Origin of the sequence: Streptomyces abyssomicinicus, assembly GCF_008974245.1 — a bacterium.
In the GTDB taxonomy this organism is placed as follows: Bacteria; Actinomycetota; Actinomycetes; order Streptomycetales; family Streptomycetaceae; genus Streptomyces; species Streptomyces abyssomicinicus.
The window spans coordinates 469,491-494,107 of sequence record NZ_BBZI01000006.1 but is presented as its reverse complement, the minus strand read 5'-3'; the positions used below and the strand labels follow the sequence as shown (position 1 = coordinate 494,107).

General features: G+C 74.4%; 20 protein-coding genes. 7 read left to right on the top strand and 13 right to left on the bottom strand.

Annotated features, from left to right (window positions below):
• Positions 1 to 160 precede the first annotated feature (160 nt).
• The 4 genes from GBN72_RS09640 to ligD form a co-directional block, all read right to left on the bottom strand.
• Entirely contained in the window at positions 161 to 1,609 is a 1,449-nt protein-coding gene (locus GBN72_RS09640; RefSeq protein WP_151771296.1) for a penicillin-binding transpeptidase domain-containing protein, read from the bottom strand.
• Positions 1,606 to 3,117: an FtsW/RodA/SpoVE family cell cycle protein gene (locus GBN72_RS09635; RefSeq protein WP_151771295.1), complete on the bottom strand. Its 1,512-nt coding sequence runs from the start codon at positions 3,115 to 3,117 to the stop codon at positions 1,606 to 1,608. The genes GBN72_RS09640 and GBN72_RS09635 overlap by 4 nt, the downstream gene beginning before the upstream one ends.
• Before the next feature lie 42 nt (positions 3,118 to 3,159).
• Positions 3,160 to 3,510: an SH3 domain-containing protein gene (locus GBN72_RS09630; protein WP_151771294.1), complete on the bottom strand. Its 351-nt coding sequence runs from the start codon at positions 3,508 to 3,510 to the stop codon at positions 3,160 to 3,162.
• Positions 3,511 to 4,235: 725 nt separating this feature from the next.
• On the bottom strand, positions 4,236 to 5,117 hold the full coding sequence (ligD, locus tag GBN72_RS09625; protein ID WP_151771293.1) for a non-homologous end-joining DNA ligase: 882 nt from the start codon (positions 5,115 to 5,117) through the stop codon (positions 4,236 to 4,238).
• A gap of 61 nt (positions 5,118 to 5,178) precedes the next feature.
• On the opposite strand from ligD, the gene ku reads away from it, so the two are divergent.
• Entirely contained in the window at positions 5,179 to 6,216 is a 1,038-nt protein-coding gene (gene ku, locus GBN72_RS09620; RefSeq protein ID WP_164540527.1) for a non-homologous end joining protein Ku, read from the top strand.
• Between the two features lie 24 nt (positions 6,217 to 6,240).
• Here the strand turns inward: ku and GBN72_RS09615 are convergent, their stop codons facing one another.
• Positions 6,241 to 7,320 (bottom strand): PucR family transcriptional regulator, encoded by a 1,080-nt coding sequence (locus GBN72_RS09615; protein WP_151771291.1) that lies wholly within the window; start codon positions 7,318 to 7,320, stop codon positions 6,241 to 6,243.
• Positions 7,321 to 7,605: 285 nt separating this feature from the next.
• Here GBN72_RS09615 and GBN72_RS09610 point away from each other — a divergent pair, with 285 nt between their 5' ends.
• The 4 genes from GBN72_RS09610 to GBN72_RS09600 all read left to right on the top strand — a co-directional run bounded on the left by GBN72_RS09610 (position 7,606) and on the right by GBN72_RS09600 (position 16,526).
• On the top strand, positions 7,606 to 9,624 hold the full coding sequence (locus tag GBN72_RS09610; RefSeq protein ID WP_151771290.1) for an SPFH domain-containing protein: 2,019 nt from the start codon (positions 7,606 to 7,608) through the stop codon (positions 9,622 to 9,624).
• Positions 9,625 to 10,429: 805 nt separating this feature from the next.
• Positions 10,430 to 15,505, top strand: coding sequence for a DNA repair ATPase (locus GBN72_RS09605; RefSeq protein ID WP_151771289.1), 5,076 nt, complete (start codon positions 10,430 to 10,432; stop codon positions 15,503 to 15,505).
• Positions 15,505 to 15,636, top strand: coding sequence for a hypothetical protein (locus GBN72_RS35865; protein WP_257231185.1), 132 nt, complete (start codon positions 15,505 to 15,507; stop codon positions 15,634 to 15,636). Before GBN72_RS09605 ends, GBN72_RS35865 begins: the two co-directional genes overlap by 1 nt.
• 86 nt (positions 15,637 to 15,722) lie before the next feature.
• A complete protein-coding gene (locus GBN72_RS09600) occupies positions 15,723 to 16,526 on the top strand; it encodes a hypothetical protein (RefSeq protein ID WP_151771288.1) in 804 nt (267 codons plus the stop codon).
• 49 nt (positions 16,527 to 16,575) lie between these two features.
• Here the strand turns inward: GBN72_RS09600 and GBN72_RS09595 are convergent, their stop codons facing one another.
• From GBN72_RS09595 to GBN72_RS09580, 4 genes are all read right to left on the bottom strand, one after another.
• Positions 16,576 to 16,800, bottom strand: coding sequence for a tautomerase family protein (locus GBN72_RS09595; protein ID WP_151771287.1), 225 nt, complete (start codon positions 16,798 to 16,800; stop codon positions 16,576 to 16,578).
• 257 nt (positions 16,801 to 17,057) lie between these two features.
• Entirely contained in the window at positions 17,058 to 19,103 is a 2,046-nt protein-coding gene (locus GBN72_RS09590; RefSeq protein WP_151771286.1) for a hypothetical protein, read from the bottom strand.
• A complete protein-coding gene (locus GBN72_RS09585; protein ID WP_151771285.1) occupies positions 19,100 to 20,917 on the bottom strand; it encodes an HSP90 family protein in 1,818 nt (605 codons plus the stop codon). The genes GBN72_RS09590 and GBN72_RS09585 overlap by 4 nt, the downstream gene beginning before the upstream one ends.
• A 104-nt stretch (positions 20,918 to 21,021) precedes the next feature.
• On the bottom strand, positions 21,022 to 21,438 hold the full coding sequence (locus tag GBN72_RS09580) for an ATP-binding protein (RefSeq protein ID WP_151771284.1): 417 nt from the start codon (positions 21,436 to 21,438) through the stop codon (positions 21,022 to 21,024).
• Between the two features lie 117 nt (positions 21,439 to 21,555).
• Between GBN72_RS09580 and GBN72_RS09575 the strand changes: the two genes are divergently transcribed.
• Positions 21,556 to 22,398, top strand: a complete 843-nt coding sequence (locus GBN72_RS09575; RefSeq protein WP_151771283.1) for a helix-turn-helix domain-containing protein — start codon at positions 21,556 to 21,558, stop codon at positions 22,396 to 22,398.
• On the top strand, positions 22,395 to 22,595 hold the full coding sequence (locus GBN72_RS09570) for a DUF397 domain-containing protein (RefSeq protein ID WP_151771282.1): 201 nt from the start codon (positions 22,395 to 22,397) through the stop codon (positions 22,593 to 22,595). The genes GBN72_RS09575 and GBN72_RS09570 overlap by 4 nt, the downstream gene beginning before the upstream one ends.
• Before the next feature lie 3 nt (positions 22,596 to 22,598).
• Here GBN72_RS09570 and GBN72_RS35860 read toward each other — a convergent pair whose 3' ends face one another.
• The 4 genes from GBN72_RS35860 to GBN72_RS09550 form a co-directional block, all read right to left on the bottom strand.
• Positions 22,599 to 22,721: a hypothetical protein gene (locus tag GBN72_RS35860; RefSeq protein WP_281371553.1), complete on the bottom strand. Its 123-nt coding sequence runs from the start codon at positions 22,719 to 22,721 to the stop codon at positions 22,599 to 22,601.
• Positions 22,722 to 22,878: 157 nt separating this feature from the next.
• Complete coding sequence (locus GBN72_RS09560) at positions 22,879 to 23,100, bottom strand: hypothetical protein (RefSeq protein ID WP_151771280.1); 222 nt, start codon at positions 23,098 to 23,100, stop codon at positions 22,879 to 22,881.
• Positions 23,101 to 23,251: 151 nt separating this feature from the next.
• Positions 23,252 to 23,848: a M23 family metallopeptidase gene (locus GBN72_RS09555; RefSeq protein WP_151771279.1), complete on the bottom strand. Its 597-nt coding sequence runs from the start codon at positions 23,846 to 23,848 to the stop codon at positions 23,252 to 23,254.
• 344 nt (positions 23,849 to 24,192) lie between these two features.
• The gene (locus GBN72_RS09550; protein WP_151771278.1) at positions 24,193 to 24,582 is read right to left on the bottom strand and encodes a VOC family protein; all 390 of its coding nucleotides are present in this window, start codon (positions 24,580 to 24,582) and stop codon (positions 24,193 to 24,195) included.
• Between the last annotated feature and the right edge of the window lie 35 nt (positions 24,583 to 24,617).

Here is a 24,617-nt window from a genome sequence, read left to right as displayed (position 1 = left end):
GTGTCAGCAAGCGCGTCAATCCCCTGGGTGACACCGGTCGGTGGATTGTCCGACGAGGTGATGTGCGGGTTCCGTGGACCGCCTGCCCGGCCGTGCCGGCGCCTTCCGCGGCGCCGGTCCGGCAGGGGGCCGGTCAGGGCCGGTCAGGCAGGGGGGCCGGTTAGGAGGAGAGGGCCGCCGCCATGACCGCGCGGGCGACGGGGGCCGCGACGTCGCCGCCGGTGATGTCGCCGCGGTCGGCCTCGGCGTCCTCGACGACCACCGCCACCGCGACCCGCGGCTCCAGCTCCGCCTCGCCCCGCGCCCACGACACGAACCACGCGTACGGAGTCCCCGTGTTCCCCACCCCGTGCTGCGCCGTGCCCGTCTTGCCCCCCACCACCGCACCGGCGATCGCCGCCTGGCGGCCGGTCCCGTCCGTGATCACCCCCGTCATCAGCTCCCGCAGCAGCCGTGCGGTGGACGGCCGCACCACCTGCCGCAGCCCCCGTGGCCCGGCTCGGCCGATCGTGGTCCCGCCGTCCGTCGTGGTCCGCTCCACCAGGTACGGCGTGCGTGTCAGCCCGCCGCCCGCCACCGCCGCCGCGACCCGCGCCATCTGCAGCGGCGTGGCCCGGGTGTTGTACTGCCCGATCGAGGACAGGGCGAGCTGCGCCGGGTCGACGTCCGCGTCGAACGTCGACCGGGCCACCGAGAACGGCACCCGCAGCCCGTCGTCGTTGAAACCGAACCCGCGCGCCGTCCGCGCCATCCGCTGCGCGCCCACCCGGACGCCCAGCCGGGCGAAGACCGTGTTGCAGGACCACTCGAAGGCCTGCCGCAGCGTGGCCCGGCCGCACTCCGCCCGCTCGTCGGTCAGCTCGGTGTCCGTGCCCGGCAGCCGGTAGGGGCCCGGCTCGCCGACCCGCTGGTCGAGGTCGCGCACGACCCGTGCCTCCAGGGCGGCCGCGGCGGTGACCACCTTGAAGGTCGAGCCCGGCGGATACGTCTGCCGCGCCGCGCGGTTGAGCATCGGCTGGTCCGCGTCCGCCAGCAGCCGGCGCCAGGCCCGCGCCGCCGACGGCCCGTTGCTCGACAGTTCGGCCGGGTCGTAGGAGGGGGTGGAGACCATCGCCAGGATCCGCCCGGTGGCCGGCTCCAGCGCCACCACCGCGCCCTTGCGGTCGCCCAGCCCTTCGAACGCGGCCCGCTGCGCCGCCGGTTCGATGGTGGTGACCACGTCGCCGCCGCGGTCGGCCGGGCCGCCGAGCAGGGGGAGGGCGGCGAGCAGCGGATGACTGCCGCTGAGGACGTCGTCCTCGGTGTGCTCCAGCAGGGTGGTCCCGTACGCCTGCGAGGCGAAGCCGGTGACCGGCGCGTACAACGGTCCTTCGGCGTAGGTGCGTTCATGGCGCAGCCGCCCCCCGGAATCCATGGAGCCGGTGACCGGGCGTCCGCCGACCAGGATGTCGCCGCGGGCCCGGTGGTAGCGGTCGATGTCGGCCCGCCGGTTGGCCGGGCTGTGCTCGTACGCCCCCGCATCGAACACCTGCACCCGGGCGGCGTTCACCAGCAGCGCGGCGAGCAGCAGCAGGCAGAACACCGCGGCGTGGCGCACGGTGCGGGTCACGGCCCCGCCACCGCCCTCCGTCCGCCCGCGGGCCCGCCGCCCCCGCGTGCGCCGTCCGCGGGTTCGCCGCCCCCGCGTGTGCCGCCCTCGCGTGTGCCGTCCGCGGGTTCGCCGCCCTCGCGTGTGCCGCCGGCGGGGTCGCTGTACGCGGGTTCGACGTCCGCGGGTTCCCGTTCCGCGGTGTCGCCGTCGGCGGGGTCGCGGTTGGCCGCGTCGCCGAGCCGGATCAGCAGGGCGACGATCACCCAGTTGGTGACCACGGAGGATCCGCCCTGTGCCAGGAACGGCATCGCCATCCCGGTCAGCGGGATCAGCCCGGTCACCCCGCCCGCGATGACGAACACCTGGACGGCGATCAAGGAGGCCAGCCCCACCGCCAGCAGCCGCCCGAACGGGTCGCGCGTCAACTGTGCTGCGCGGTAGCCCCGTTCGACGAGCAGCGCGTAGAGCACGATCACCGCGCTCAGCCCGGCCAGCCCCAGCTCCTCGCCGGCCGTGGCCAGGATGAAGTCCGACTTGGCCGCGAAGCCGATCAGGATCGACTGCCCCTGGCCCAGCCCCTCCCCGAACAGCCCGCCGGCCGAGAAGGCGAAGAGCGACTGGGCGATCTGGCCCGCGCCCAGGCCCGCCTCCACCGAGGCGAACGGGTCCAGCCAGTCCGCCACCCGCCCGCGCACGTGCGGCTCGACGCGTGCCACCGCCACCGCGGCGGCCGACAGCAGGGCGAGCCCCAACGCGATCCAGGCGAGGCGGCCGGTGGCGACGTAGAGCAGGATCACGAACAGGGTGAAGAAGAGCAGCGAGGTGCCCAGGTCCCGTTCCAGCACCAGGACGCCCACGCTCAGCAGCCAGGTCGCCACCACCGGGCCCAGCGCCCGGCGGCCGGTCTCGGCGAGCGCCTCGCGGTGCACGGCCAGGTGCCCCGCGAAGAAGACCACCAGCAGCACCTTGGCGAACTCCGCGGGCTGGAGCGAGAAACCGGCCAGACGGATCCAGATCCGGGCGCCGTTCACCGCCGGGAAGAGGACCGGGAGCACCAGCAGGACCAGCGCGGAGATCCCGCAGGCCTTGGTGGCCTGCCGCAGGACGCGGTGGTCCCGCAGCAGCCAGACGACCGCGACGAACAGCCCGATTCCCAGCGTCGACCACATCAGCTGCGCCGGTGCGGCCCGGTCGCCGGGGGTCTCCAGGTCGAGGCGGTGGATCAGCACCAGGCCCAGGCCGTTGAGCAGCACGGCGATGGGCAGCGGGAGCGGGTCCGCGTGGGGCGCCCGCAGCCGGACCGCGAGGTGGGCCAGCAGGGCCAGCACCCCGAGCCCGGCGCCGTGACGGACGGCGTCGGGCGGGAGGTGACCGGTGCGGGCCAGGCCCACGGCGCAGTAGCCGCACACGGAGAGGAACACGGCGAGGAGGATCAGGGCGAGCTCGACGCCCCGGCGGCCGACGGGTGCCGCCGTGACGGGCGTGGGCTCCGCCGTCCTCCGGTCCCGCGCGGCCTGGGTGGTCATGGCTCGGAACGTAGCAAGCGGTGGCCGTGATGTCCTGTTATGTCAGCACCAACGGGGTGCCGGGCCGATGTTGTCGATGTAGCGGGCGGGGCCCCAGGCCCAGGTGCCGTCGGCCAGCAGGTACCAGAGCGGGTTGCCGTCCACGGTCTGGCCGGGCGCCTTGCAGAAGATGTCGACCACCGAGCCCTTGGGTGCGAAGCCGATCACCTCGCTGCCGGTGGTGGGCGAGGTGTGCAGCTGCAGGCCGCCCCGGGCCGTCACCAGGCCCTTGAAGAACCGGTCGCCCGGCGGGGTGGGGTGTGCGTCGGCGACGGCCGGCGCGGCCCCGGTGAGGAGCAGGGCGGTGGCGGCGGCGCTCATGGCGACGCGGGACAGGGAACGGCGCAGGGCCATGGGGACCTCCGGTATGTCGCGGACCCGTTACGTGCTGCCACGCTAGGCACCCGCCGCTCCCCCCGCCCGCCGTACGACGCCGTCCGGGTGCAGCGCCGCGCGGGTCGCCCTGCGCGGGCGGGCCTCGGCCGGGACGGGTCGCCCGGCGGCGGCCGGGACGGTGTCGCTCGCGGTGGCGGGGCTGGTGGGCTCATCCGGTGCGGGCGGGTTCGGGGTGGGACATCACCCGGCGGCGGGCGGTCCGGCGGGCTCACCTGACGTGACCAGGTCGGAACGGGTTGCCGGGGCGCGGGCGGGGCGGTCCGGCTTGGCGTGGGCGACGCTGCTCACCCGGCGCGGGTGGGCTTCGGGCGGGCAGGTCGCCCGTTGGCGGGCGGGACGGTGTCGCCCGGCGCGCGCCGGGCGGTGGGCTCCCGGCGTGGGCCGGACGGACGGGTCGCCCGCTGTGTGCGGGCCGGTGGGCTCGCGGGCGGGCCGGACGGGTCGCTGGGCGTGAGCGAGTCAGTGGGCTCTCCTGGCGGGGGCCGGTTTAGGGCTGGACGGGTCGCCCGGTGGCGGGCGCGATGGTGTCGCCCGGCGCACGCGGGTCGGTGGGGTCGCCGGGCGTGGGCGGGCTGGGCGGGTGGTCCGGCGCGCGGGCGGGACTGTGTCGCCGGGTGCAGGCCGGCCGGACGGGTGCCCTGGTGTGGGCGGGTCGGACGGGTCGCCCGGTGTGTGCGGGCCGGTCAGGGGGGTAGGGGGCTTGCGCGGGTGGGGTCCAGGAGCGCTGCCATCAGGTCGCCGTCCCGCTCCAGCCGGGTCAGTACGTCCGGCGCCCGCAGCGCCAGCCGTTCCGGCGCGCCGGAGGCGACCTCGTCCCAGGTCACCGGCGCCGACACGGCCGCCGTGGGCCGCGCCCGCACCGTGTACGGCGCGGCGGTGGTCTTCTTCGCGGCGTTCTGGCTCCAGTCGACGAACACCTTGCCCGGCCGCAGGCTGCGCGTCATCCGGTGCAGCACCGTCCGCGGCATCGCCGCCTCCGCCTCGACCGCCAGCGCCTTCGCGTACGCGCTGGTCCGCTCCGACGACGCGGACCGCACCGCCGCCAGCAGGTGCAGGCCCTTGGACCCGGAGGTCTTGGGGTACGCCTCGACCCCGTCCTCGGCCAGCCGGTCGCGCAGCCACAGCGCCACCTCGCAGCACTCGCCGATCCCGGCCGGCGGCCCCGGGTCCAGGTCGAACACCAGCCGGTCCGCCTCGCCGGGCGCGTCCGCGCGCCACTGGTGGGTGTGGAACTCGGTCACCAGATTGGCCGCCCACATCAGCGAGGGCAGGTCCTGCACCATCACCATGCGGGACGGACCCTCCGACCGCGGGACCTCCGCCGTGGTGACCCATTCGGGGGTACCGGGGGGAACGTTCTTGGAGAAGAAGACCTGGCCGCGCGGCCCGTCCGGATACCGGAGGAAGGAGACCGGCCGGTCCCTCAGGTGCGGCAGCAGCGCCCCGGCGGCCGTGGCGTAGTAGTGCAGCAGCTCCCCCTTGGTGAAGCCGTCCTCGGGATGGATCACCTTCTCCAGGTTGGAGAGCGGGATCCGCCGCCCCTCCACCTCTGTGATCGGCGTCATACGATAAGAATCCCACGCAAGGGGCGCATATCGAGGGAAGCCTGTCGAAAGGGTGCTGAACGTGCGATCGATCTGGAACGGCGCCATCTCCTTCGGCCTGGTCAGCATCCCGATCAAGCTGGTGAACGCGACCGAGAACCACAACGTGTCCTTCCGGCAGATCCACACCGAGGACGGCGGCCGGATCCGCTACCGGAAGGTCTGCGAGCTGGAGAACAAGGAGGTCAGCCAGGCGGAGATCGGCAAGGCGTACGAGGAGTCGGACGGCTCCATGATCCCGATCACCGACGACGACCTCCAGCAGCTGCCCATCCCGACCGCCAAGACCATCGAGATCGTCGCCTTCGTGCCGACCGAGCGGATCGACCCCATGCAGATGGAGTCCGCCTACTACCTCGCGGCCGGCGGCGCCCAGGCCGCCAAGCCGTACACGCTGCTGCGGGAGGCGCTCAAACGCAGCAACAAGGTCGCCATCGCCAAGTTCGCCCTGCGGGGCAGGGAGCGGCTGGGGATGCTGCGGGTGGTGGACGAGGCGATCGTGATGCACGGCCTGCTCTGGCCCGACGAGATCCGGCAGCCGGAGGGCGTGGCGCCCGAGGGCGACGTCAGGGTCCGCGAGCAGGAGCTCGACCTGGCGGACGCGCTGATGGACACGCTCGGCGAGGTCGACCTCGACGACCTGCACGACGAGTACCGCGAGGCGGTGGAGGAGATGGTCGCCGCCAAGGCCGCCGGCCAGGAGGCCCCGGTCGTGCCGGAGGCCCCCGAGGGCGGCGGCAAGGTCCTCGACCTGATGGCCGCGCTGGAGAACAGCGTCCGCGCGGCCCAGCAGTCCCGGGGAGAGGGCGGCGAGGTCCACCGGATGGAGGGGTCCCGGGCCACGCCCAAGGAAACCTCCGGCAAGAAGTCGACGTCCACCGCGAAGAAGTCCCCGGCCAGGAAGACGGCGTCCTCGCGCGGCGGATCGGGCGGTTCCGGCGGATCGCGCGGCTCCGGCGGTTCCGGCGGCTCCGCGAAGAAGTCCACGACCACCGGCAAGAGGACGGCCGCCAAGAAGACCACAGCCAAGAAGACCGCCTCACGGAAGAAGTCGGCCTGACGGTCCGCCCCGCGGGGCGGACCGTCACACCTCCTGCGCGGGCCAGTCGAGGAGGCGCGCGCCGATCGCGGCGGTCTGGAGCGTGTACCGCTGCCCCGCGTCCGCGGGGTCCGCCCCCGTCAGCTTCCGTATCCGCTCCAGCCGGTAGGTGAACGCCCGGACGCTCAACGACAGCCGCCGGGCCGCCTCCGCCGCCACGCAACCGGAGTCGAAGTACGCGGTGAGCGTGTCCAGCAGCGGCTGGGCCCCGCCCCGCGCCGCGCGCAGCGGTCCCAGCGCGCTCACCACCAGGTCGGCGAGCGCCTGCCGGTCGCGTGCCAGCACCGGGTAGACCAGCAGGTCCGCCGCCCTCAGCACCGGCCCTTCGAACCCCAGTCGCTCCGCCATCTCCAGCGTGCCCAGCGCCTCCTCGTACGACTGGACGACGCCCCCGGGCCCCTGATGGGCCCGCCCGACCGCCACCCGCCCGCCGTCCGTCGCCGCGTAGGCGTGCTTGGCGAACCAGGCGAGGACGTCGTCCTGGTCGCCCGGCGCGATGCACAGCAGCCGCCCCTCCTTGGTGGTGACGAGGATCCGCCGGCTGCCGAACCGTGCGGTCACCGCCCGCACCACCCGCCGCGGCACCGGGTCGCCCTCCTCGTACGCCGCCGGGCCCTCGGCCACGGCCACCGCGTGCGCCCGGGCCAGCCGCAGGCCGTACCGTTCGGCCCGCTCCGCCAGCCGGCCCAGGTCGCTGCGGCCGTGCAGCAGGTCGTCGATGAACTCCCGCCGCCCCGCCTCCTCCTGGCGGATGGCCTGCCGCTGCGCCCGTTCGTACCCCTCGGCGAAGGAGTCGACCACCTGCTGCACCGCGGCCAGCGCGCGGTCCGCCGAACCCCGCCCGCCGCCGGGCCCGCCGGCCGCGGCGGGCCAGGCCTCCCGGGCCGCGGCGAGGTGCGCGCTGACCATTCCGCGCAGTCCGAGCCCCGACTCGGCCGCCTGCTCGCCCAGTTCGCGCCGCGACTCCACCTCGTCCCGCGTCAGGCGGCGTCCGGTGGCCGCGACCTCCGTCAGGATGCGGTCGAGTCCTTCCAGGAACACCGCCGGTCCCTCTGCTGCGGACATCGCCCCACCGCCCGTTCCTTGACGCTTCTTAACGCGTTCTTGACGCCTCTCTGGCAGGAAGACCCTAGTCAACGCTGCCGGAAACCGGCAATGCGCCGGTGGATCACGGGCGTTCATGATGCGTACACGGGGAGCACGGGGGACGACTCCGGTTCCGGACCCCGGCAGTGTGCCGGGTTCCGGAGCCGGACCCCCGCCGACGGCCCCGCCGTGGCCTCGCCCGCGCGCCGTCCGATCGTTCTCCGTACCGCTCAGAGGTCTTCCCTGACGCTTGAGGACGTTGCCATGGACGCTGTCTCCACCGGTATCGGCGTGGTTCTCGCCGGCTGCCTGCTCGTCGCCCTGCTGCTGGTGCTGGTCTTCTCCAAGCTGTTCCGAAAGGTGGAGCAGGGCAAGGCGCTGATCGTCTCCAAGATGCGGAAGGTGGACGTCACGTTCACCGGCCAGATCGTGCTGCCGGTGCTGCACAAGGCCGAGGTGATGGACACCTCGGTGAAGACCATCGAGATCGGCCGCACCGGACGGGACGGTCTGATCTGCCGGGACAACATCCGCGCCGACATCCGGATCACCTTCTTCGTCAAGGTCAACAAGACCGTCAACGACGTCATCCGGGTCGCCCAGTCCATCGGCACCGCCCGCGCCAGCGACCAGGGCACGTTGCAGGAGCTGTTCAACGCCAAGTTCTCCGAGGCGCTGAAGACCGTCGGCAAGCAGATGGACTTCACCGACCTCTACACCAAGCGCGAGGAACTGCGGTTCCGGATCATCGAGGTCATCGGTGTCGACCTCAACGGCTACTGCCTCGAGGACGCCGCGATCGACTACCTGGAGCAGACCCCGCTCACCCAGCTCGACCCGGCCAACGTCCTGGACGCGCAGGGCATCCGCAAGATCACCGAACTCACCGCGATCGAGCACGTCCGCACCAACGAGGCGCGCCGGACCGAGGAGAAGGAGATCACCCGGCAGGACGTGGACGCCCGCGAGGCCATCCTGGAACTGGAGCGCCGGCAGGCCGACGCGGAGATCAAGCAGAAGCGGGAGATCGACACCGTCCGCGCCCGCGAGGAGGCGGAGACCGCGCGGGTGGTGGAGGAGGAGCGCCTGCGGGCACAGGCCGCCTTCCTGCGCACCGAGGAGCAGCTCGGCATCCAGCGGGAGAACCAGGCCCGGGAGATCGCCGTCGCCGCGAAGAACCGTGAGCGGGTCATCTCGATCGAGAACGAGCGGATCGAGAAGGACCGGCTGCTGGAGGTCATCGCCCGCGAGAGGGAGACCCAGCTGACCCGCATCGCCGCCGAGAAGGAGGTCGAGGCGGAGCGCCGGGAGATCGCCGAGGTGGTGCGTGAGCGAGTCGCCGTGGACCGGACGGTCGCCGAGCAGGAGGAGTCCATCAAGCGGCTGCGCGCGGTCGAGGAGGCCGAGCGGGAGCGTCAGGCCGTCGTCATCGCGGCGGAGGCCGAGGCGCAGGAGAAGCTGGTCAAGGACATCAAGGCCGCCGAGGCGGCGGAGGCCGCCGCGACACACCGGGCCGCGGAGCAGCTCACCCTGGCCGAGGCGCGGCTGAAGACGGCGGACCTGGACGCGCGGGCCAAGCTGCGGCTCGCGGAGGCGGTCCGGGCGGAGGCCGCCGCGGAAGGGCTCGCGGCGGTGGCGGTCCGGGACGCGGAGGCCGAGGTGGTGCAGAAGACCGGGCTGGCCGAGGCCGCCGCCACCGAGGCGCGGATGCGGGCCGAGGCGGAGGGGCTGGAGGTCCGGCTGCGCGCCGAGGCGGCCGGCCTCACCGAGAAGGCCGCCGCCATGGCCGCGCTGGACGACGCCTCCCGCACCCACGAGGAGTACCGGCTGCGGCTGGAGGCGGAGAAGGACGTCCGGCTGGCCGGGCTGGACGTCCAGCGCCAGGTCGCCGAGGCGCAGGCCACGGTGCTGGCCACGGGGCTGGAGAACGCCGACATCAGCATCGTCGGAGGGGAGTCCGTCTTCCTGGACCGGCTGGTCTCCTCGGTCTCGCTCGGCAAGGGGATCGACGGCTTCGTCCAGAACTCGCAGACGGCCCAGGCCCTCGGCAGGTCGTGGCTGGACGGAACGTCGGACTTCACGCAGGACCTCAGCCGGATGGTGGGCGCGGTCTCGGCCGGAGACGTCCGCGACCTGACGGTGTCGGCGCTGCTGACCCGGCTGATGTCCTCGCAGGACGGCGACGCCCGGTTGCGGTCCCTGCTCGACCGCGCCACGGAGCTCGGGCTCGCCGACACGCCGCTGGCGTCCCTGAACGGCCACGTGGCCGCGGCCGCCCCCTGACCGCGCCACCACCCCGCGCGGCCCGCGCTGCCGGCGCACCGGCCGGGGCGTACCGGGGCACCACCGCGCGCGGACCGGGTTGTCGCTCGGGGCGTATCGGGGCGCGGTTCTTGCGGCCCGGTGTATCGGCCAGGGCGTACCGGGCGTTGCTCCGGGTGGGCCGGGGTTGCCGGTCGGGAGGTGCCGGGGCGCCGCTCCTCGCAGGCCGGGCTGTCGCTCCGGGTGTACTGGGGTGCGGTTCTTGCGGCCCGGTGTATCGGCCGGGGCGTGTCGGGGCATTGCTCCGGGCGGCAGCCCCCCGTGCGTACCGGGCTACCGCCCGGGCGTGCTGGGGCGCGGGTCTCGCGGACCGGTGCACCGCCCCGGACGTACCCGGGCCTCCGCCCCGGGGAGTCCTGGGGCATCGTCCCGCGCGCACCGCGCACCGCGCACCGCGCACCGCGCACCGCGCACCGTGCACCCGCCCCGGTACGCACGGGGCCACCGCTCCGGGCGTACCGGGGCGGGGCCTCGCGGGGTGGTCCGCCTCGCGGGGAGCCGGGGCGGGGCTCCGCTACCCGGGGACCGGCTTCGCGCCGCCGGGCACCGGGCGTGGACGGCAGGTCCGCGTCCACCTCGCCGGCCGCACGCCCCGCCCGCGGACGGAAGGCGCGGACCCCACCGTCCCGCGGGCGGACGGCGGGGGCCGCGTCCGCGCGGCACGGTCCGACCGCCCCGCGGCACGGCAGGGCCCGCCCCGACCGCCCGCGGGACGGTACCGCCCGCCCCGCTCCACCGCTGGACCCGTCCACCCCGGAGGCACGCCATGACCGAGACCACCGCCCCCGCGCCGTCCGGCGCCGCCCCCGCTCCCGCGCCGTCCGGCGCCGCCCCGACCCCGGTGGCCGCCCCCGCGGCCGTGGACGCCGCCGCGTACGACATCCTCCGCACCCGCCTCGCCGGCCGCGCCGCGGAGCTCGCGGCGCGCGCGGAGGCGCTCAACGCCGCCCGCACCGCCGCCTTCGGCGACACCCGCCTCGAACTCACCCGCACCGCGCGCCTGCACACCGACCGCCCCGCCGTCCTGTGCGACCTCCTGCCGGTGGCCGACGGCGTCCTGCTGGCGGCCCGCAACACCACCCCGCCGCCGGGCGAACACGCCACCGTCGCCGACGTGTTCACCCTCCACGCCCGCGACGACCTGAGCCCGCTGCCCGAGGACACGGTCCCCGGCCTGCTCGACGACGCCGCGTTCCGGCGGGAGTTCGCCGCGCTGCACCGCTACTACCGCGACGCCCGCCTGGTCCGGCTCCGCAGGGTCGACGACAAGCTCCTCGCCGTCTTCCGCACCGGCGGCCGCGGCGGAGCGGGCTCCGGCTCCGGCCCCGCCGCCGGATCCGCCGAACACCCCGACGACATCCGCGTCCTGCGCTGGTCCCTCCCGCAGACCGCCGGCCGGGCCGCCGGCGCCGCCTTCCTCGACGCCCGCGGCGACCGCGACCACGTCCTGCCGCCCGCCCACGACTTCGCCTGGACCACCGCGATCCGCGAGGACCACGTCCCCGGCCGCCACCCCCACGTCCGCGTCCAGGACGGCCTCCACGTCAGCACCCTCGGCGGCGTCCTCACCGTCAAGACGGAGAACGACACCACCACCCCCGACGGCATCCACTCCGAGCCGCTCCAGGACCCCCTCCAGTCGCTGGCCGACGCGGAGATCGCACACGCCCGCGTCGGCCACCTGGTGCTGCTGCGCGTCCGCCCCTACAACGAGGACACCGTCCGCTGCCTGGTGTACGACACCCTCACCCGGACCGTGGTCCGGCTGGACGCCGTCGGCCAGGCCTGCCGACGGCTCCCCAACGACCAGGGCATCGTCTTCCCCGGCGGCTGCTTCCTCGCGGGCACCGGCCACCGCGCGTTCCAACTCGACCTCCCGCGGATGGAGTTCGAGCGCGAGGTGCGCTCACCCAACGGCGAGGACGTCCTCTACGCCTTCCACTCCGCGGCGACCGGCGCCGGCCTGCTGCTGCCCTACAACCTGATCCGCCAGGAGATCGCCACGCCGGTCCTCTGCCGGGGCTGGGCGCTCTTCGACGACGGCGCCCTGCTGGTGCTGCGCGCCGACGGCGACGAGGCGGCCCGCGTCCACCCCGTCGCGGTCTGGCGCTCCCCGTTCGTCTCCGACACCCACGCGGCCGCTGCGGCCGCACCCGCCGACGCCGCCGACCCCCTGCTGCGGATCGGCAACGCCGACCTGGTCCGCGGCGTCTCCGCCTGCCTCGCCGTCGCCCGCACCGTCACCGAGACCGCCGACGCGCCCACCCCGGACGCCTACCGCGCCCTGGCCGCGGCCTGCCGGCGCGCCGCCGATGCCCACCACTGGCTCACCGAGCCGGAGCTGGGCGCCCCGGCCGAACCCCTGGAACAGGTCCGGGAGGCCGCCGAACAGGTCCTGGCCGAGTACGAGACGGTCCGCCTGCTGACCGCCCGCGCCGAGGAGGAGGTCGCCGAGGCCGAGGCCCGGGCCGCCTCCCTCGTCCGGCGGCTGCGCGGCGAGACCCCACGCACCGCGCTCGCCTGGGTCGAGGGCCTCACCGGGCTGCGCTCCCGCCTCGGCCGGCTGCTCGGCCTGCGCGACCTCCGGTACGCCGACACCGGCCGCGTCGACGCGGCCGCCGCCGACCTCACCGAGAACCTGGAGAGCTTCGGCCGCCGCGCCGTCTCCTTCCTCGCCCGCGACGACGCCTTCACCGCCCACCACGAGGCGGTCGAAGAGCTGGTCGCGGAGGCCGGCCGTATCGCCACCGCCGCCGCGGCGGCCCCGGTCACCGCCCGCCTGGACGAACTGTCCGCCGGCCTGACCACCGTCACCGAGGTCGTCACCGGGCTGGAGATCGCCGACGCCACCGTGCGCACCACCGTGCTGGAACGGGTCGCGGAGGCGCTCGGCGGCGTCAACCGCGCCCGCGCCGTCCTCGCCGCCCGCCGCCGCACCCTGCTCGACCAGGAAGGCCGCGCCGAGTTCGCCGCCGAGTTCGCGCTGCTGGGCCAGACGGCCGGCGGCGCCCTGTCCGCCGTGGACACCCCCCAGGACTGCGAGGACCAGCTCGCCCGTGTGCTGGCGCGACTGGAGGACCTGGAGTCGCGGTTCGCCGGGCACGACGACTTCCTCGCCCGGCTCGACGACAAGCGCGCCGAGCTCCACGAGGCGTTCACCGCCCGCCGCCAGGCCCTCGCCGACGCCCGCGCCCGCCGCGCCGAGCAGCTCACCGCCTCCGCCGAGCGGGTCCTCGGCACCGTCTCGCGCCGGGCGGCCGAGCTGGCGGACGCCGACGCCGTGGCCGCCTACTTCGCCTCCGACCCGATGGTCGCCAAGGTCCGCCGCACCGCGGAGGAACTGCGCGCCCTGGAGGAGACCGTCCGGGCCGGGGAGCTCGACGGCCGCCTGGAGACCGCCCGCCAGGAGGCCGCCCGCGCCCTGCGCGACCGCACCGACCTCTACACCGACGGCGGCCGCACCCTGCGCCTGGGCGCCCACCGCTTCGCCGTCACCACCCAGCCCCCGCAGCTCACCCTGGTGCCCCACGGCGACGGCCTGGCCTTCACCGTCACCGGCACCGACTACCGGGCGCCGCTCGCCGCCACCGCACCGGACCAGGCCGACGCCCTGCTCCTCGCCGACCGGCAGCTCGCCTCCGAGTCACCCCGGGTCGGCCGCGCCGAACACCTCGCCGCCCGGGTCCTCGCCGCCCACGGCCCCGCCGCCCTCGCCGCGCACCAGGACCTCACCGGGCCGGTCCGTGAGATCGCCCGCCGCGACTACGAGGACGGCTACGAGCGCGGCGTCCACGACCACGACGCCGCGCTGATCCTCGCCGCGCTGCTCCCGCTCCACGAGAAGGCGGGCCTGCTGCGCCACGAGCCGTCGGCGCGCGCCGACGCCCAGCTCTTCTGGGCCCACGCCGCCGGGGAGGAGGAGCGGGGGACCTGGACCCGCCGGGCCCGCTCCCTCGCCCGCGCCGGCGCCACGTTCGGCGCGCCCGGCGTCCTGGACGCCCTGCGCACGGAACTCGCCGAGGCGATCGGCGCCCGGCCGGTCCTCACCGGCGTGCGGGAGGCCGCCGCCCCCGAGGCCGTGGCCGCCTACCTCCTCGACGAACTCACCACCGGACCCGACGGGTTCACGCTCGCCGCAGGCGTCCACGCCCTGCTGGAGGGCTTCCGCCACGCCACCGCCGGCACCGGCTACGCCGACGACCTGGCCGCCCTCACCGGCCCGGCCGCCCGCCACCAGCTCGCCGAGACCTGGATCGCCGCCTACGCCGCCGCCCAGGGCGCCGCCCTCACCCCCGGCGACCTGGCCGAGGCCGTCGCCGTCGAGCTGACCCGCGACCGGCTCACCCACCACGTCGCCGAGGCCGTCCTGACCACCACCATCGACGGCCTGCTGGCCGCCCACCCCCGCGTCACCGACGGCAGCCTCACCCTCCGCCTCGACGAGTTCCTCGCCCGCACCACCCGGTTCGCCGCCCACGAGGTCCCCGCCTTCCGGGCCGCCCAGCGCCGCCGCACCGCGCTGGTCGCCGACGAGCGCGCCCGCCTGCGGCTGGACGAGTTCCGCCCCCGCGTCATGGACGCCTTCGTCCGCAACCGCCTGGTCGACGAGGTCTACCTCCCCCTCGTCGGCGACAGCCTGCACAAGCAACTCGGCGGAACCGGCGGCCTGTTGCTGCTCATCTCGCCTCCCGGGTACGGCAAGACGACGCTGATGGAGTACGTCGCCGACCGCCTCGGCCTCCTCCTGGTCAAGGTCAGCGGCCCTGCCCTCGGGCACGCGGTCACCTCGCTGGACCCCGCCGATGCGCCCGACGCGGCCGCCCGCCGCGAGATCGAGAAGATCAACTTCGCGCTGGCGGCCGGCAACAACACGCTGCTCCACCTCGACGACGTCCAGCACACCTCGCCGGAGTTCCTGCAGAAGTTCATCCCCCTCTGCGACGCCACCCGGCGGGTGGAGGGCGTGCGGGACGGCGAGCCCCGCACCTTCGACCTGCGCGGCAAGCGGTTCGCCGTCTGCATGACCGGCAACCCCTACACGGAGTCGGGCGGCCTCTTCCGCATCCCCGACATGCTCGCCAACCGCGCCGACGTGTGGAACCTCGGCGACGTCCTGACCGGCAAGGAGGACGCCTTCGCCCTGAGCTTCGTGGAGAACGCCCTCACCGCCAACCCGGTCCTCGCCCCGCTCGCCTCCCGCGACCGCGCCGACCTCGCCCTCCTGCTCCGCCTCGCCTCCGGCGACCCCACCGCCCGCGCCGACCGCCTCACCCGCCCCCTGGCGCCCGCCGAACTCGACCGCGCGGTCGCGGTGCTGCGCCACCTGCTCACCGCCCGCGAGGTGGTCCTCGCGGTCAACGCCGAGTACATCGCCTCCGCCGCCCGCTCCGCCGAGACCCGCACCGAGCCGCCGTTCCAGCTCCAGGGCTCGTACCGCAACATGAACCGCATCGCCCAGCGCCTCCAGCCCGTCATGTCGGACGCCGAGGTGGAGACCGTGATCGACGACCACTACCGCGCCGAGGCGCAGACGCTCACCACCGGAGCCGAGGCCAACCTGCTCCGGCTGTCGGAGCTGCGTGGCAGGCTGACCGCAGAACAGGCCGACCGCCTCCGGGAGATCAGGGCCGCGTACTCCCGCGCCCGCGCCCTCGGCGGACCGGAGTCCGACCCCGTCACCCGGGCGGTCGCCGCCCTCGGCCTGCTCGCCGACCGCGTCGCCGCGATCGAGACCGCTCTCACCAGGACGCACCGCGACCGTGACCCCGCGCACGGACCCCACCGGGACACCGCGCACGACCACGCCCGCGCGTACGACCGTGACCGGAAGGAGACCCCCTGATGGCCCCCTACCTGATCCCCGTCGCTCCCGCCCTCCTGCTGATCGCCGTCTCCACGGCGTACCAGGTCCGCCGCGACCGCCGCGTCGTCGAGGGGTTCCTGCCGAGCGAGGAACGCGACCCGCAGGACTGACCCGCCCAATCCCGCCCCGGACCCCGCCGTGCTCCGCTAGGGTCCCTGGCGCACCGCAGTCACCGTCCCGCCTGAAGGGTCCCACCGTGTCCCCGGAACAACGTCCGCCGGCCGAGCCCGTGCCCGGGCCCGCCGCCCCGCAGGCCCGCCGGCGCCCGCTGCGGTTGCGCGCGGTCCTGGTGGTCTGCGCGCTGTCCTCCACAATGCTGCTCACCGCCGCCTGCGGTGACAGCTGCGCCGTCTCCGGAGGCCGCAAGGGCGGCTCCGGCGGCTCGCACGGCGGGGGCTCGTCCTCCTGCTCCAGCGGCGGTTCGTCCGGCTACGGCGGCTACCACGACTACGACGACGATGACGACGACGGCGGCCACGGCTCGGGCTCCGGCGACCAGTCCGGTTCCTCCGGCTCCTCCGGCTCGGACCCCACCGACCTCTACGACGCGGAGTTCCCGGACGCTGCGGAGCCGGGCGACGCGACCCAGGTGGTCACCGTCTACCTGAACCAGCAGTACTTCCCGGAAGTCATCGCCTGGACCAAGGACCCCGCCACCGGTACGTGGAAGGACGAGTTCTCCGCCGGTCTCGCGGAGGACGGCATCGGCGTCCCCGAGGGCACCTACCCCGTCACCACGGCCTTCGGCGACCGGAAGGCCCCCGAGGGAACGCGCTTCCCCTACGAGCGCGTCACCGGGGGAACCTTCCGGGGCCTCGACCTCCGCCCGTCGAACGTCTCCTACGGTTTCGTCGTGGACACCGACGAGGAGGAGGACACCCTGGTCCATGGATACGGCGAGCCGGACGACACCGACCTGATGGTCGACGGCGACACGGTCGAGAAGATCGTCGCCTGGCTCGACCCCGAGGCGCACCCGCGGATCACCTTCTACCGCTGAGCGGGCGGCGGGCGGCGGGCGTCGGGCGCGCCGGCCGGTGGTCCGCCGGTCAGTAGTCCGGGAACTGGACCAGCCGGTCCTCACGCCCCGTGATCTCCGGCCGGTACACCTCGGCGTCCCAGTCCTCGCGCTCCACCGGCTCCAGCCCGATGGACACGGCCCCCGCCCGCACCCCGAACGCCTCCTGCACCGCCTCCGAGACCCGGGCCGCCAGTCGCGCCCGGGTCTCCTCGTCGAGGTCCTTGGGGAAGTGCTTGATGATCACGTGCGGCATGCGCCGGTCCTCCGTCTCGTGGCCAGGCGCGCGGGCGGGATCCCCGCGCGCCGTCCCCACGATGGTGGCAGCGGGGCCGGGCCCGGACGGCACCGGCCCGCATCACGGACGGTCGCAGCCGCCCTACAGGTCGTCCGGGCACAGCTCGTACAGGTCACCCCAGTACCGCTTCCCCCGGTTGTCCCAGATCCGGTAGCCGCCGGGCACCCCCCGGGCCACATAACGCCGCTTGGCCACGCCGCCTCGCCCTCCCCGCCTCAGTCGTCGTCCAGGTTCTCCGCGTCGACGTCCTCGTCGTCGAGGTCGTGGGCGTCCATCACCGCGCGGGCCTCCTCGGCGGCCCCGCGCGCGCGGAGGGCGAGCACCAGGGTGACGGCCGCCGTCCAGTCGTCGTCCCCGTCGAGGGCGAGGGCCGCGCGGGCGGCCTCCTCCGCGGCCCCGTGCTCGCCGAGCCGCAACCGCACCACGCCCAGGGCGGTGAGCGCGTCGGCGAGTGTCCCCCGCGCCTCCGGGCCGGAGCCGGAGAGTTGCCCGCGGACCGTCTCCAGGTGGACCACGGCCTCCTCGGGGCGGCCCGCGTCGCGCAGCACCCTGGCGAGGACGAGGCGCAGGCGTGCCCCGCGGAGGGCCCCGACCCCGGGCTCGGCCACGGCCGCCTCGACCTCCGCGGCGGCAACGGCCAGCGCCTCGGCGCCGGCCGCGCTGCGCAGGGCCATGGCCAGCGTCCGCAACCGCCCGTCGGTGTGGCCGGCGGCGGCGTGACCGCGGGAGGCCGACAGGTACCAGCGGTGCCGCTCGGCGCTGCCCCGCAGCAGGCGGGCCAGGTCCTCCTCCAGTTCGGGCCGGGACGGCAGGCCCTCGAACCCGGGGTCCGGGGCGGCGCCCTCCAGCAGGCCGCGCAGCGCGTCGGCGGCCCGTGACCGGTCGCCGTCCGCCCGGTGCGCGCGGACCAGCAGCCAGGCGGCGCGCGTCCGGTGCCCGCTCAGGCCGAGGCGCTCGACCTCCCGGGCGGCTTCCTCCGCGGCCTCCGCGGCCTCCCCGGTTCGGTCGGCGCCGAGCAGCGCCTCCGCCGCCTCCAGCCGGGCCAGGGCCGCGGCGTCGGCCTCACCGGCGGCGGTCAGGGCGGCGACGTTCTCCACCAGCTCCCGGATCCGCCGTGCCTGAGGATCCGCGGCGGAGTGCGCGCCCGGGTGGAAGACGTGCAGCGGCAGCGGTTCGCCGAGCGGGCCCGCCGCCATCCGCCGCCGCAGCCGCTCGCCCTGGTAGCCGTTGCCGTTGCGGGTGTCGAACCGCTCGCCCAGACGCAGTGCCCGCTCCCGCAGTTCCGCGGCGAGCGACGCCACGGTGACGGCGCTGCGCTCGCGCGCCGATCCGGCCCGGGGGCGCACCGGGCGGTCGCCCTCGCCCTGCTCGTCCAGGGTGCGCAGCACCGCCACCGCGGCCGCGCAGAAGTCGGCGTCGGCGAGCGGCGTGCGCGGGGCGTCCAGCCAGTGCAGGTGCCGTTCGACCAGGTCGAGGCCACGCTCCGGGTTGCCGGTGTGCACGCAGAACATCAGGTGCAGCGCGAGTTCGGCCAGGTGGTACGGCTTCTCCCGGATCCGCCGGTAGGCGGTGCGGTGTGCCTCCAGCGCCTTGTGCGGCTGCCCGGTCCGCAGGTACGGCAGCAGCAGCTCCGAGTTGATCCACTGCGGCTGGTCGGAGCACCAGGAGGTGCGGGCCGGCTCGCCGACCTCGATCGCCTCCTCGTCGCGGCCCAGCGCGACCAGGGTGCGGGTCTGGCTGCTGGGCACGCAGCCCGCGCAGTCGGAGAGACGGTCGCGCGGGGTCCGGGCCATCTGCTCGTAGTACTCCTGGGCCCGATCCAGCTCGCCGACGCTCTCGGCGATCAGCCCCCGGTGCTGCAGCACGGCGTGCAGGCTGTGGCCGCCGCGCCGGTAACGCCGTTCCATGTCCTCCAGCAGGTCCCCGGCCCGCCGCAGCGGGATCTCGGGGAACTGGTGGACGTTGTAGATCATCCACTTCAGGTTCCACAGCAGGCCGCGCTCGGCGTACGCGCCGAAGCGGTCCGGTTCGCGGTCGTAGGCCGCCAGGCACCAGGAGAAGGCCACCATCGCCTTCTGCGCGGCGCCGTTGTTGTGGAAGACGGAGGTGGCATCCATCCGGACCTGGAAGGCGAACTCCACCAGCCCGAGGGCGTCCGCGTGGCGCACCACCTGCTCCAGCGCGGCGAACTTCGCCGGCCCGGCGGGCATCCGGTTCGCCTCGGCGTAGAGCTGCCTGACCTCCTGCTCGGTGCGGCTCATCGGTCGTCTCCCGGGGACGTGGCGGACGCGGACACGGCGCGGCCGATCAGGCCGAGGAACGACTGGTTGAGCGCGGCGGTGTCCGCCGGGCGCAGCGGATGGTGGCCCAGCAGCAGGGCCTGGACGTACAGCCCCTCCAGGCAGGTGGCCCGCAGCTCCGGGTCGGCGAGCGTCAGCACCTGCCGGGCCAGCGCGTTGCGGTGGTTGAGCACCAGCCGTGGCCGGGGCTCGCCGTCCGCCTCCAGGCTGCCCAGGATCGACGCCCACACGTCGTCGACCTGTTCCTTGGTCTCGCGCAGGTCCATCTGGAACGCCGTGTCGTCGTCCAGCAGGTACAGGGCGGGCAGCCCGGCCGGCTGGAACGACCGCACCAGCAGGTCGCAGCCGAGCCCGCCCAGCACCCGCTCGGCCGCCGCCAGGGCCGGGGCCAGCGCCCGCTCCTCCTCGACCTCCAGCCGCTCCAGGTGAGTGGTGAGGTCCGCGGCCCGCAGCACCTCCGTCTCCAGGTCCGGCTCCACCGCGGCGAGCCGTTCCAGGATCTGCGCGTCGTAGACGTAACCGGCGTTGACCACGGCCAGCCCCTGCGCGGCGGCCACCGGGGCGAGCTGGCGGAACTCGTCCACCAGCGGTGTCCAGCGGACCAGGCCGTAGCGCTCGCGGAACTCGCTCAGGGTGTGCGGGCCGACGTTGGTCTCCATCGGCCAGAAGTCGGCGACCAGCCGCAGCATGTCGTCGTCGTGCAGCGCCAGCGCCTTCACGCCCAGGTGGTGCACGCGCAGGAAGTCCCGCAGCCGCGCGGGGTCCTGGCGGCTGAGCCGCACCAGCCAGGCACGCAGCGCGGCCCCCAGCGCGTCGCGGGTGGACTCCAGCAGCGCGTCCTCGTACAGCGCCTCCCGGCTGGCGGTGGGCCGCAGCTCGGCCGTGTCGACGACACACCGCACGAAGAACGCCCACTCCGGCAGCAGTCGTTCGGCCCGCTCGGAGAGGAGCATCTGCTTCAGGTAGACCCGGTGCGCGGCGGGCACCGACGGGTTGGCCGGCATCGGCAGCACGAACGCCACACCGCGCAGTCCCGCCTCGGCGGTCTCCAGGTCCACCACGTCGAACGGCGCGAACCCGAACACCTCCTCGCAGTACGCCTCCAGCCGGGCCCGCCGCAGGGCCGGCGTCTCGTCGGCCGGGCGGTCCCAGGGGGCCGGTCCGCCGGTGATCTCCACGCCGTCCACGGTGACCGCGTGCGGCAGCCGTCCGCCGAAGCGGGTCGCCAGCTCGGTCACCGAGGCCCGGGTCAGCAGGTGCTCGCTGCCCCGCCGGGGCCGCAGCGTGACCGTGGTGCCGGTCTCCGCGCGCTCCTCGCCCGGCCGGGCGGTACGCACCGTGTAGCTGCCGTCGGACCTGCCGTGCCAGAGCACGGTGGGTTCGCCCGCACGGCGGGTGGTGACCTCGATGGCGTCCGACACCATGAAGCAGGAGAGCAGCCCGATGCCGAACTGGCCGAGGAACTCGTGCCGGGCGAAGCCGAGTTCGTCACGCTTGGAACTGCGGCCGATGGTCGCCAGCAGCTCGTGCACCTGGGTCTCGGACAGTCCGACACCGTTGTCCGTGACGGTCAGCGAACCGTCCCCCGTGCCGTCCGCCGACTCCAGCGCGATGCGGCCCACGCCGCGTGGACCGGCGTCCGCCCCGTGCGCCGCGGTGATGGCGTCCACCGCGTTCTGCAACAGCTCCCGCGCGTACACCTGCGGGCTGGTGTACAGGTGGTGGCTCAGCAGATCGACGATCCCGCGCAGGTCCACGCGGAAGCTCTGACTCACCCGGTTCCTCCCCTGTCCGCCCTTCCGGGCCCTCGAACTGGAAGAACACTAGAGCGAGTCGCCAACACCCGTGGCCGAATATCGGCGCACCGTCCGGCGGGTGGTCACTCCAGCCGGCAGACCGCCCACACGGTCTTGCCGGACGGCGGCCGGGGCCGCCACCCCCAGGCGACGGTGAGCGTCCCGACCAGCAGCAGTCCGTTCCCCGAGCCCTCACCGCCGCGGCCCCGCGGCGCCGGGGCGCGTTCACCCCTCGGATCGTCGACCGCCACGAACAGCGACCTGGTGTCCGGCAGTTCGAGACTCAGCCGGAAGCCCCTCCCCGGCAGGCAACCGTGCGTGACGGCATTGGCCGCGAGTTCCGCGACCACCAGGGCCACCGTCCCGCTCGCTTCCGACGTCGGCGGCGCGCCCCACAACTCCAGCCGGCGGACGGCCAGGAGCCGTGCGAGGCGGGCCCCGCGAGGCGTGCCGCTGAACAGTTGTGCCCACCGTGTGCCGGTGTGAGTTGCGTGAACCATGTGACTCAGCGTGTCCGCCGCGGCCTACTCTGGCGAGCAGGACGGCCGGTACAGGCAGGCCCGTGCGGATGCGGCACGTGATGTGTACGGCTCGTCGGGCGGAAGGCGGTGGCGCCGATGGCGTGCGAGGCGGAGGAACCCGAGCCGTACGAGGAGCTGTTCCGTGCGGTCGGCAGACAGGTCAAGCTTCTGCGGGAGCGGGCCGGCTTGACCCAGCGCGACCTCGGCGACCGGCTCGGCTACAGCGAGGACCTGATCTCCTCCCTGGAACGCGGACGCCGTACCCCGCGGAGGGAGTTCCTGGCCGCCGCCGACGAACTGCTCGGCGGGGGAGGGCTGCTGCGGGCGATCGCCGACGAGGTGGAGCGGGCGATGGCGAAGTCCCGGGTCCGTCACCCGGCCTGGTTCCGCGACTACGCCCGGCTGGAGGCGAGTGCGGTCGCCATCGACTTCTACAACAACAACGATGTGCCCGGGCTGCTCCAGACGGAGGGCCGGGCTCGCGCGCTCTACGAGATGCGCACACCCCTGCTCGACCAGGAGACCATCGAGCGACGTGTGGCCTCACGCCTCGCACGGCAGGAGATCCTGCGTCACTGGCCGCCGCCGATGGTCACCGCCGTCGTCGAGGAAGGTGCCCTCCGCCGCCCGCTGGGCGGACCGGTGGTGCACAAGGAGCAGCTGCGGACGCTTCTCGAGCTGGCCCGGCTCCGCAACGTGTCCCTGCAGGTGATGCCCACCGAGCGCTACGAGCACGCGGGCATGGGCGGTTCCTTCGTCCTTCTGACGCCGAAGGGCGGACCGCAGGTGGCCTACGTGGAGAACCACAGCCGGGGCAGCCTGCTCACGGAGCCCGAGGAAATCCGTATCCTGGCGGCACGTTACGGCACGATCAGGGCCCAGGCGCTGACGCCGTCTGAGTCGCTGACGCTGATCGAGCACATCATGGGGGCCCGATGACCGACGGTACGGCAGCCGAACCGTCCTGGCGCAGGAGCAGTTACAGCGGCAACGAGGGCGGGGAGTGCGTCGAGGTCGCCCTCGGTCGCGCCGCGGTGTACGTGCGGGACTCCAAGGACACCGCCCGCCCCGCGCTCACCCTCGCCCCCGCCGTCTGGACGGCGTTCCTCGGCCTCGCGGCGAGGGCGGCCGCCTGACCGTCAGCCCCGCGAGGCCGTCCCGGTCTCCGGGGCGAAGGGCTGCGCGTCGTCGGGCCAGAAGTCGTCGTCCTCCCCGAAGTCCGGGGCCTGGAACGGCTGGGTCGCCGGAGGGGGCGAGGACACGGCGGCGCGCTGCTGGGACGCCCCGTCGGGGGCGGAGAACAGCGAGGACAGTTCGATGGGGGATCTCCCGTTCGTCGACGGGCCCGCACAGCCGCGGGCCCGGGTGCCATGGGCCGGGCACAGCGGCGGTGAGGGTGGGGGTGACGCTCGTGGAGCTCTAGAGCTTGCTCATCTTGGCGTACGGGCTCAGGACCCGCACCTGCGACGGGCCGAAGTCCACGAGGGCGGCGATCCCGTCCTCGATGCCGATCACCCGGCCGAGGCCGTACAGGTCGTGGGTGACCCGGTCACCCACGGCGAAGTGTTTGAGGGGCGGCGCGACCGGGGCCTTGAAGGGGCTGGTCGGCAGATGGCGCTTAGGTGCTGCTGACTTTGTCATTGAGGCCAGTATGCGCCTGCCGGGGCCGTCCGGCAGGCCCTCCTGCCCTGTGAGATGCGACCGTGACGACGAGCGGCGGGTTCCGCCGGACGGCTGAACGCGGAAGAGGCCCCCCGGCGTGCTGCCGGGGGGCCTCGTTCACCTGCCGTGCTCAGATCTTGACGCCCTTGGAGGCGAGGAACTGGGCCGGGTCGATCGCCGAGCCGTAGTTGGCGGTGGTGCGGATCTCGAAGTGCAGGTGCGGACCGCTGGAGTTGCCGGTGTTGCCGGACAGGGCGATCTGCTCGCCGGTGTTCACCTTCTCGCCGACGCTCACCTGGACCTTGGAGAGGTGGGCGTACTGCGAGTAGGTGCCGTTGCCGTGCTTGATCACGACGGCGTTGCCGTAGGCGGGGCCGTCACCGGCGCCCCAGCTGCCGGCCTTGACGACGGTGCCCTCGTGGGCGGCGAAGACCTTGGTGCCGGTCGGCACGGCGAAGTCCTGGCCGGAGTGCTTGGACGCCCACATGCCGCCGTTCTGGGCGAAGCTCGCGGACAGCTTGTAGTGCTGGACCGGGTCGACCCAGCTCGGCTTCGCGGCCGTCTTGGCCTCGGTGACCGCCTGAGTGGCGGCCCCCTCGGGAGCGCCGGCCGCCGTCGCGACTCCGGCCCCCAGGACCACCGAAGCTCCGAGGCCGGCCGCGATGACCGCGGCGCGGGTGCGGAGGGCGGAGGTACCGGTGGTGCGAAGCGTGACGCGCTGGAACATGCGGAACCCTTTGGCTCGGAGATCGGGACTGCCACCGGTGAACCAGGACGGTGCCCGGCGACGGGTTCATTGGTAACCGGTTCTCCGGCCGGGTGACAAAGGTGTGATCTACGAAGCTTCTTCGTAAGGGGTCCTGAATCGTGTGCAATCGTGCGCAACGCGCCAAATCGGTATGAAACGGAAGTGCGCAGGTGAAGGCAGCGAGGAACGCCCCGTGGCCTCCGGTGAGGCGGGTCCCGGCCCTCAACCATCCTTACTAGCCGGCGTAGTAAGTGATCTGGGCCCTATGGGTCACCTCACCGCCGGGCCGCTTCCCGGAGGTGTGAAGCGGCCCGGGGAAGGGTTCAGGCCGGCGCGCCGCCCTTCCAGTCGACCAGCTGCACGATCACGCCGTTCGGGTCGCGGACCTGGAAGGCGCGCTCGCCCCACTCCTCCACGGTCAGCGGCATCGTGACGGTCACGCCCTCGCCCTCCAGGCGGGCCAGTTCCCCCTCCAGGTCGTCCACCTCGAAGGCGAGGATCAGGCCCTGCGCGTGGTCGTCGCGCTGGTCCGCCGGCAGCGTCTCCAGGCCGCGGCGCAGGAACACCACGTTCACGCCGACGTCGTCACGGGTGAGTGAGGCGAAGCCGTCGGCGGCCATCGCCTCCTGGAAGCCGAAGTGGTCCCTGAGGAAGGCGCTGGAGGCGGGAACGTCCTCGACGTTCAGGGAGACGGCGCATGCGGTGATCTTCATGGGACCTCCTGGGTGGAAGCGGTGAGCGGTGGGCG

What these genes read in the sequence shown, in the direction of transcription:
- GBN72_RS09610 (WP_151771290.1), top strand. Translation starts at nt 7,606, where the DNA reads ATGGACGCTGTCTCCACCGGTATCGGCGTGGTTCTCGCCGGCTGCCTG.
- GBN72_RS09570 (WP_151771282.1), top strand. Translation starts at nt 22,395, where the DNA reads ATGACCGACGGTACGGCAGCCGAACCGTCCTGGCGCAGGAGCAGTTAC.
- GBN72_RS09550 (WP_151771278.1), bottom strand. Translation starts at nt 24,582, where the DNA reads ATGAAGATCACCGCATGCGCCGTCTCCCTGAACGTCGAGGACGTTCCC.
- GBN72_RS09575 (WP_151771283.1), top strand. Translation starts at nt 21,556, where the DNA reads ATGGCGTGCGAGGCGGAGGAACCCGAGCCGTACGAGGAGCTGTTCCGT.
- GBN72_RS09560 (WP_151771280.1), bottom strand. Translation starts at nt 23,100, where the DNA reads ATGACAAAGTCAGCAGCACCTAAGCGCCATCTGCCGACCAGCCCCTTC.
- GBN72_RS35865 (WP_257231185.1), top strand. Translation starts at nt 15,505, where the DNA reads ATGGCCCCCTACCTGATCCCCGTCGCTCCCGCCCTCCTGCTGATCGCC.
- GBN72_RS09635 (WP_151771295.1), bottom strand. Translation starts at nt 3,117, where the DNA reads ATGACCACCCAGGCCGCGCGGGACCGGAGGACGGCGGAGCCCACGCCC.
- GBN72_RS09615 (WP_151771291.1), bottom strand. Translation starts at nt 7,320, where the DNA reads ATGTCCGCAGCAGAGGGACCGGCGGTGTTCCTGGAAGGACTCGACCGC.
- GBN72_RS09590 (WP_151771286.1), bottom strand. Translation starts at nt 19,103, where the DNA reads ATGAGCCGCACCGAGCAGGAGGTCAGGCAGCTCTACGCCGAGGCGAAC.
- GBN72_RS09580 (WP_151771284.1), bottom strand. Translation starts at nt 21,438, where the DNA reads ATGGTTCACGCAACTCACACCGGCACACGGTGGGCACAACTGTTCAGC.
- ligD (WP_151771293.1), bottom strand. Translation starts at nt 5,117, where the DNA reads ATGACGCCGATCACAGAGGTGGAGGGGCGGCGGATCCCGCTCTCCAAC.
- GBN72_RS09595 (WP_151771287.1), bottom strand. Translation starts at nt 16,800, where the DNA reads ATGCCGCACGTGATCATCAAGCACTTCCCCAAGGACCTCGACGAGGAG.
- GBN72_RS09555 (WP_151771279.1), bottom strand. Translation starts at nt 23,848, where the DNA reads ATGTTCCAGCGCGTCACGCTTCGCACCACCGGTACCTCCGCCCTCCGC.
- GBN72_RS09630 (WP_151771294.1), bottom strand. Translation starts at nt 3,510, where the DNA reads ATGGCCCTGCGCCGTTCCCTGTCCCGCGTCGCCATGAGCGCCGCCGCC.
- GBN72_RS09605 (WP_151771289.1), top strand. Translation starts at nt 10,430, where the DNA reads ATGACCGAGACCACCGCCCCCGCGCCGTCCGGCGCCGCCCCCGCTCCC.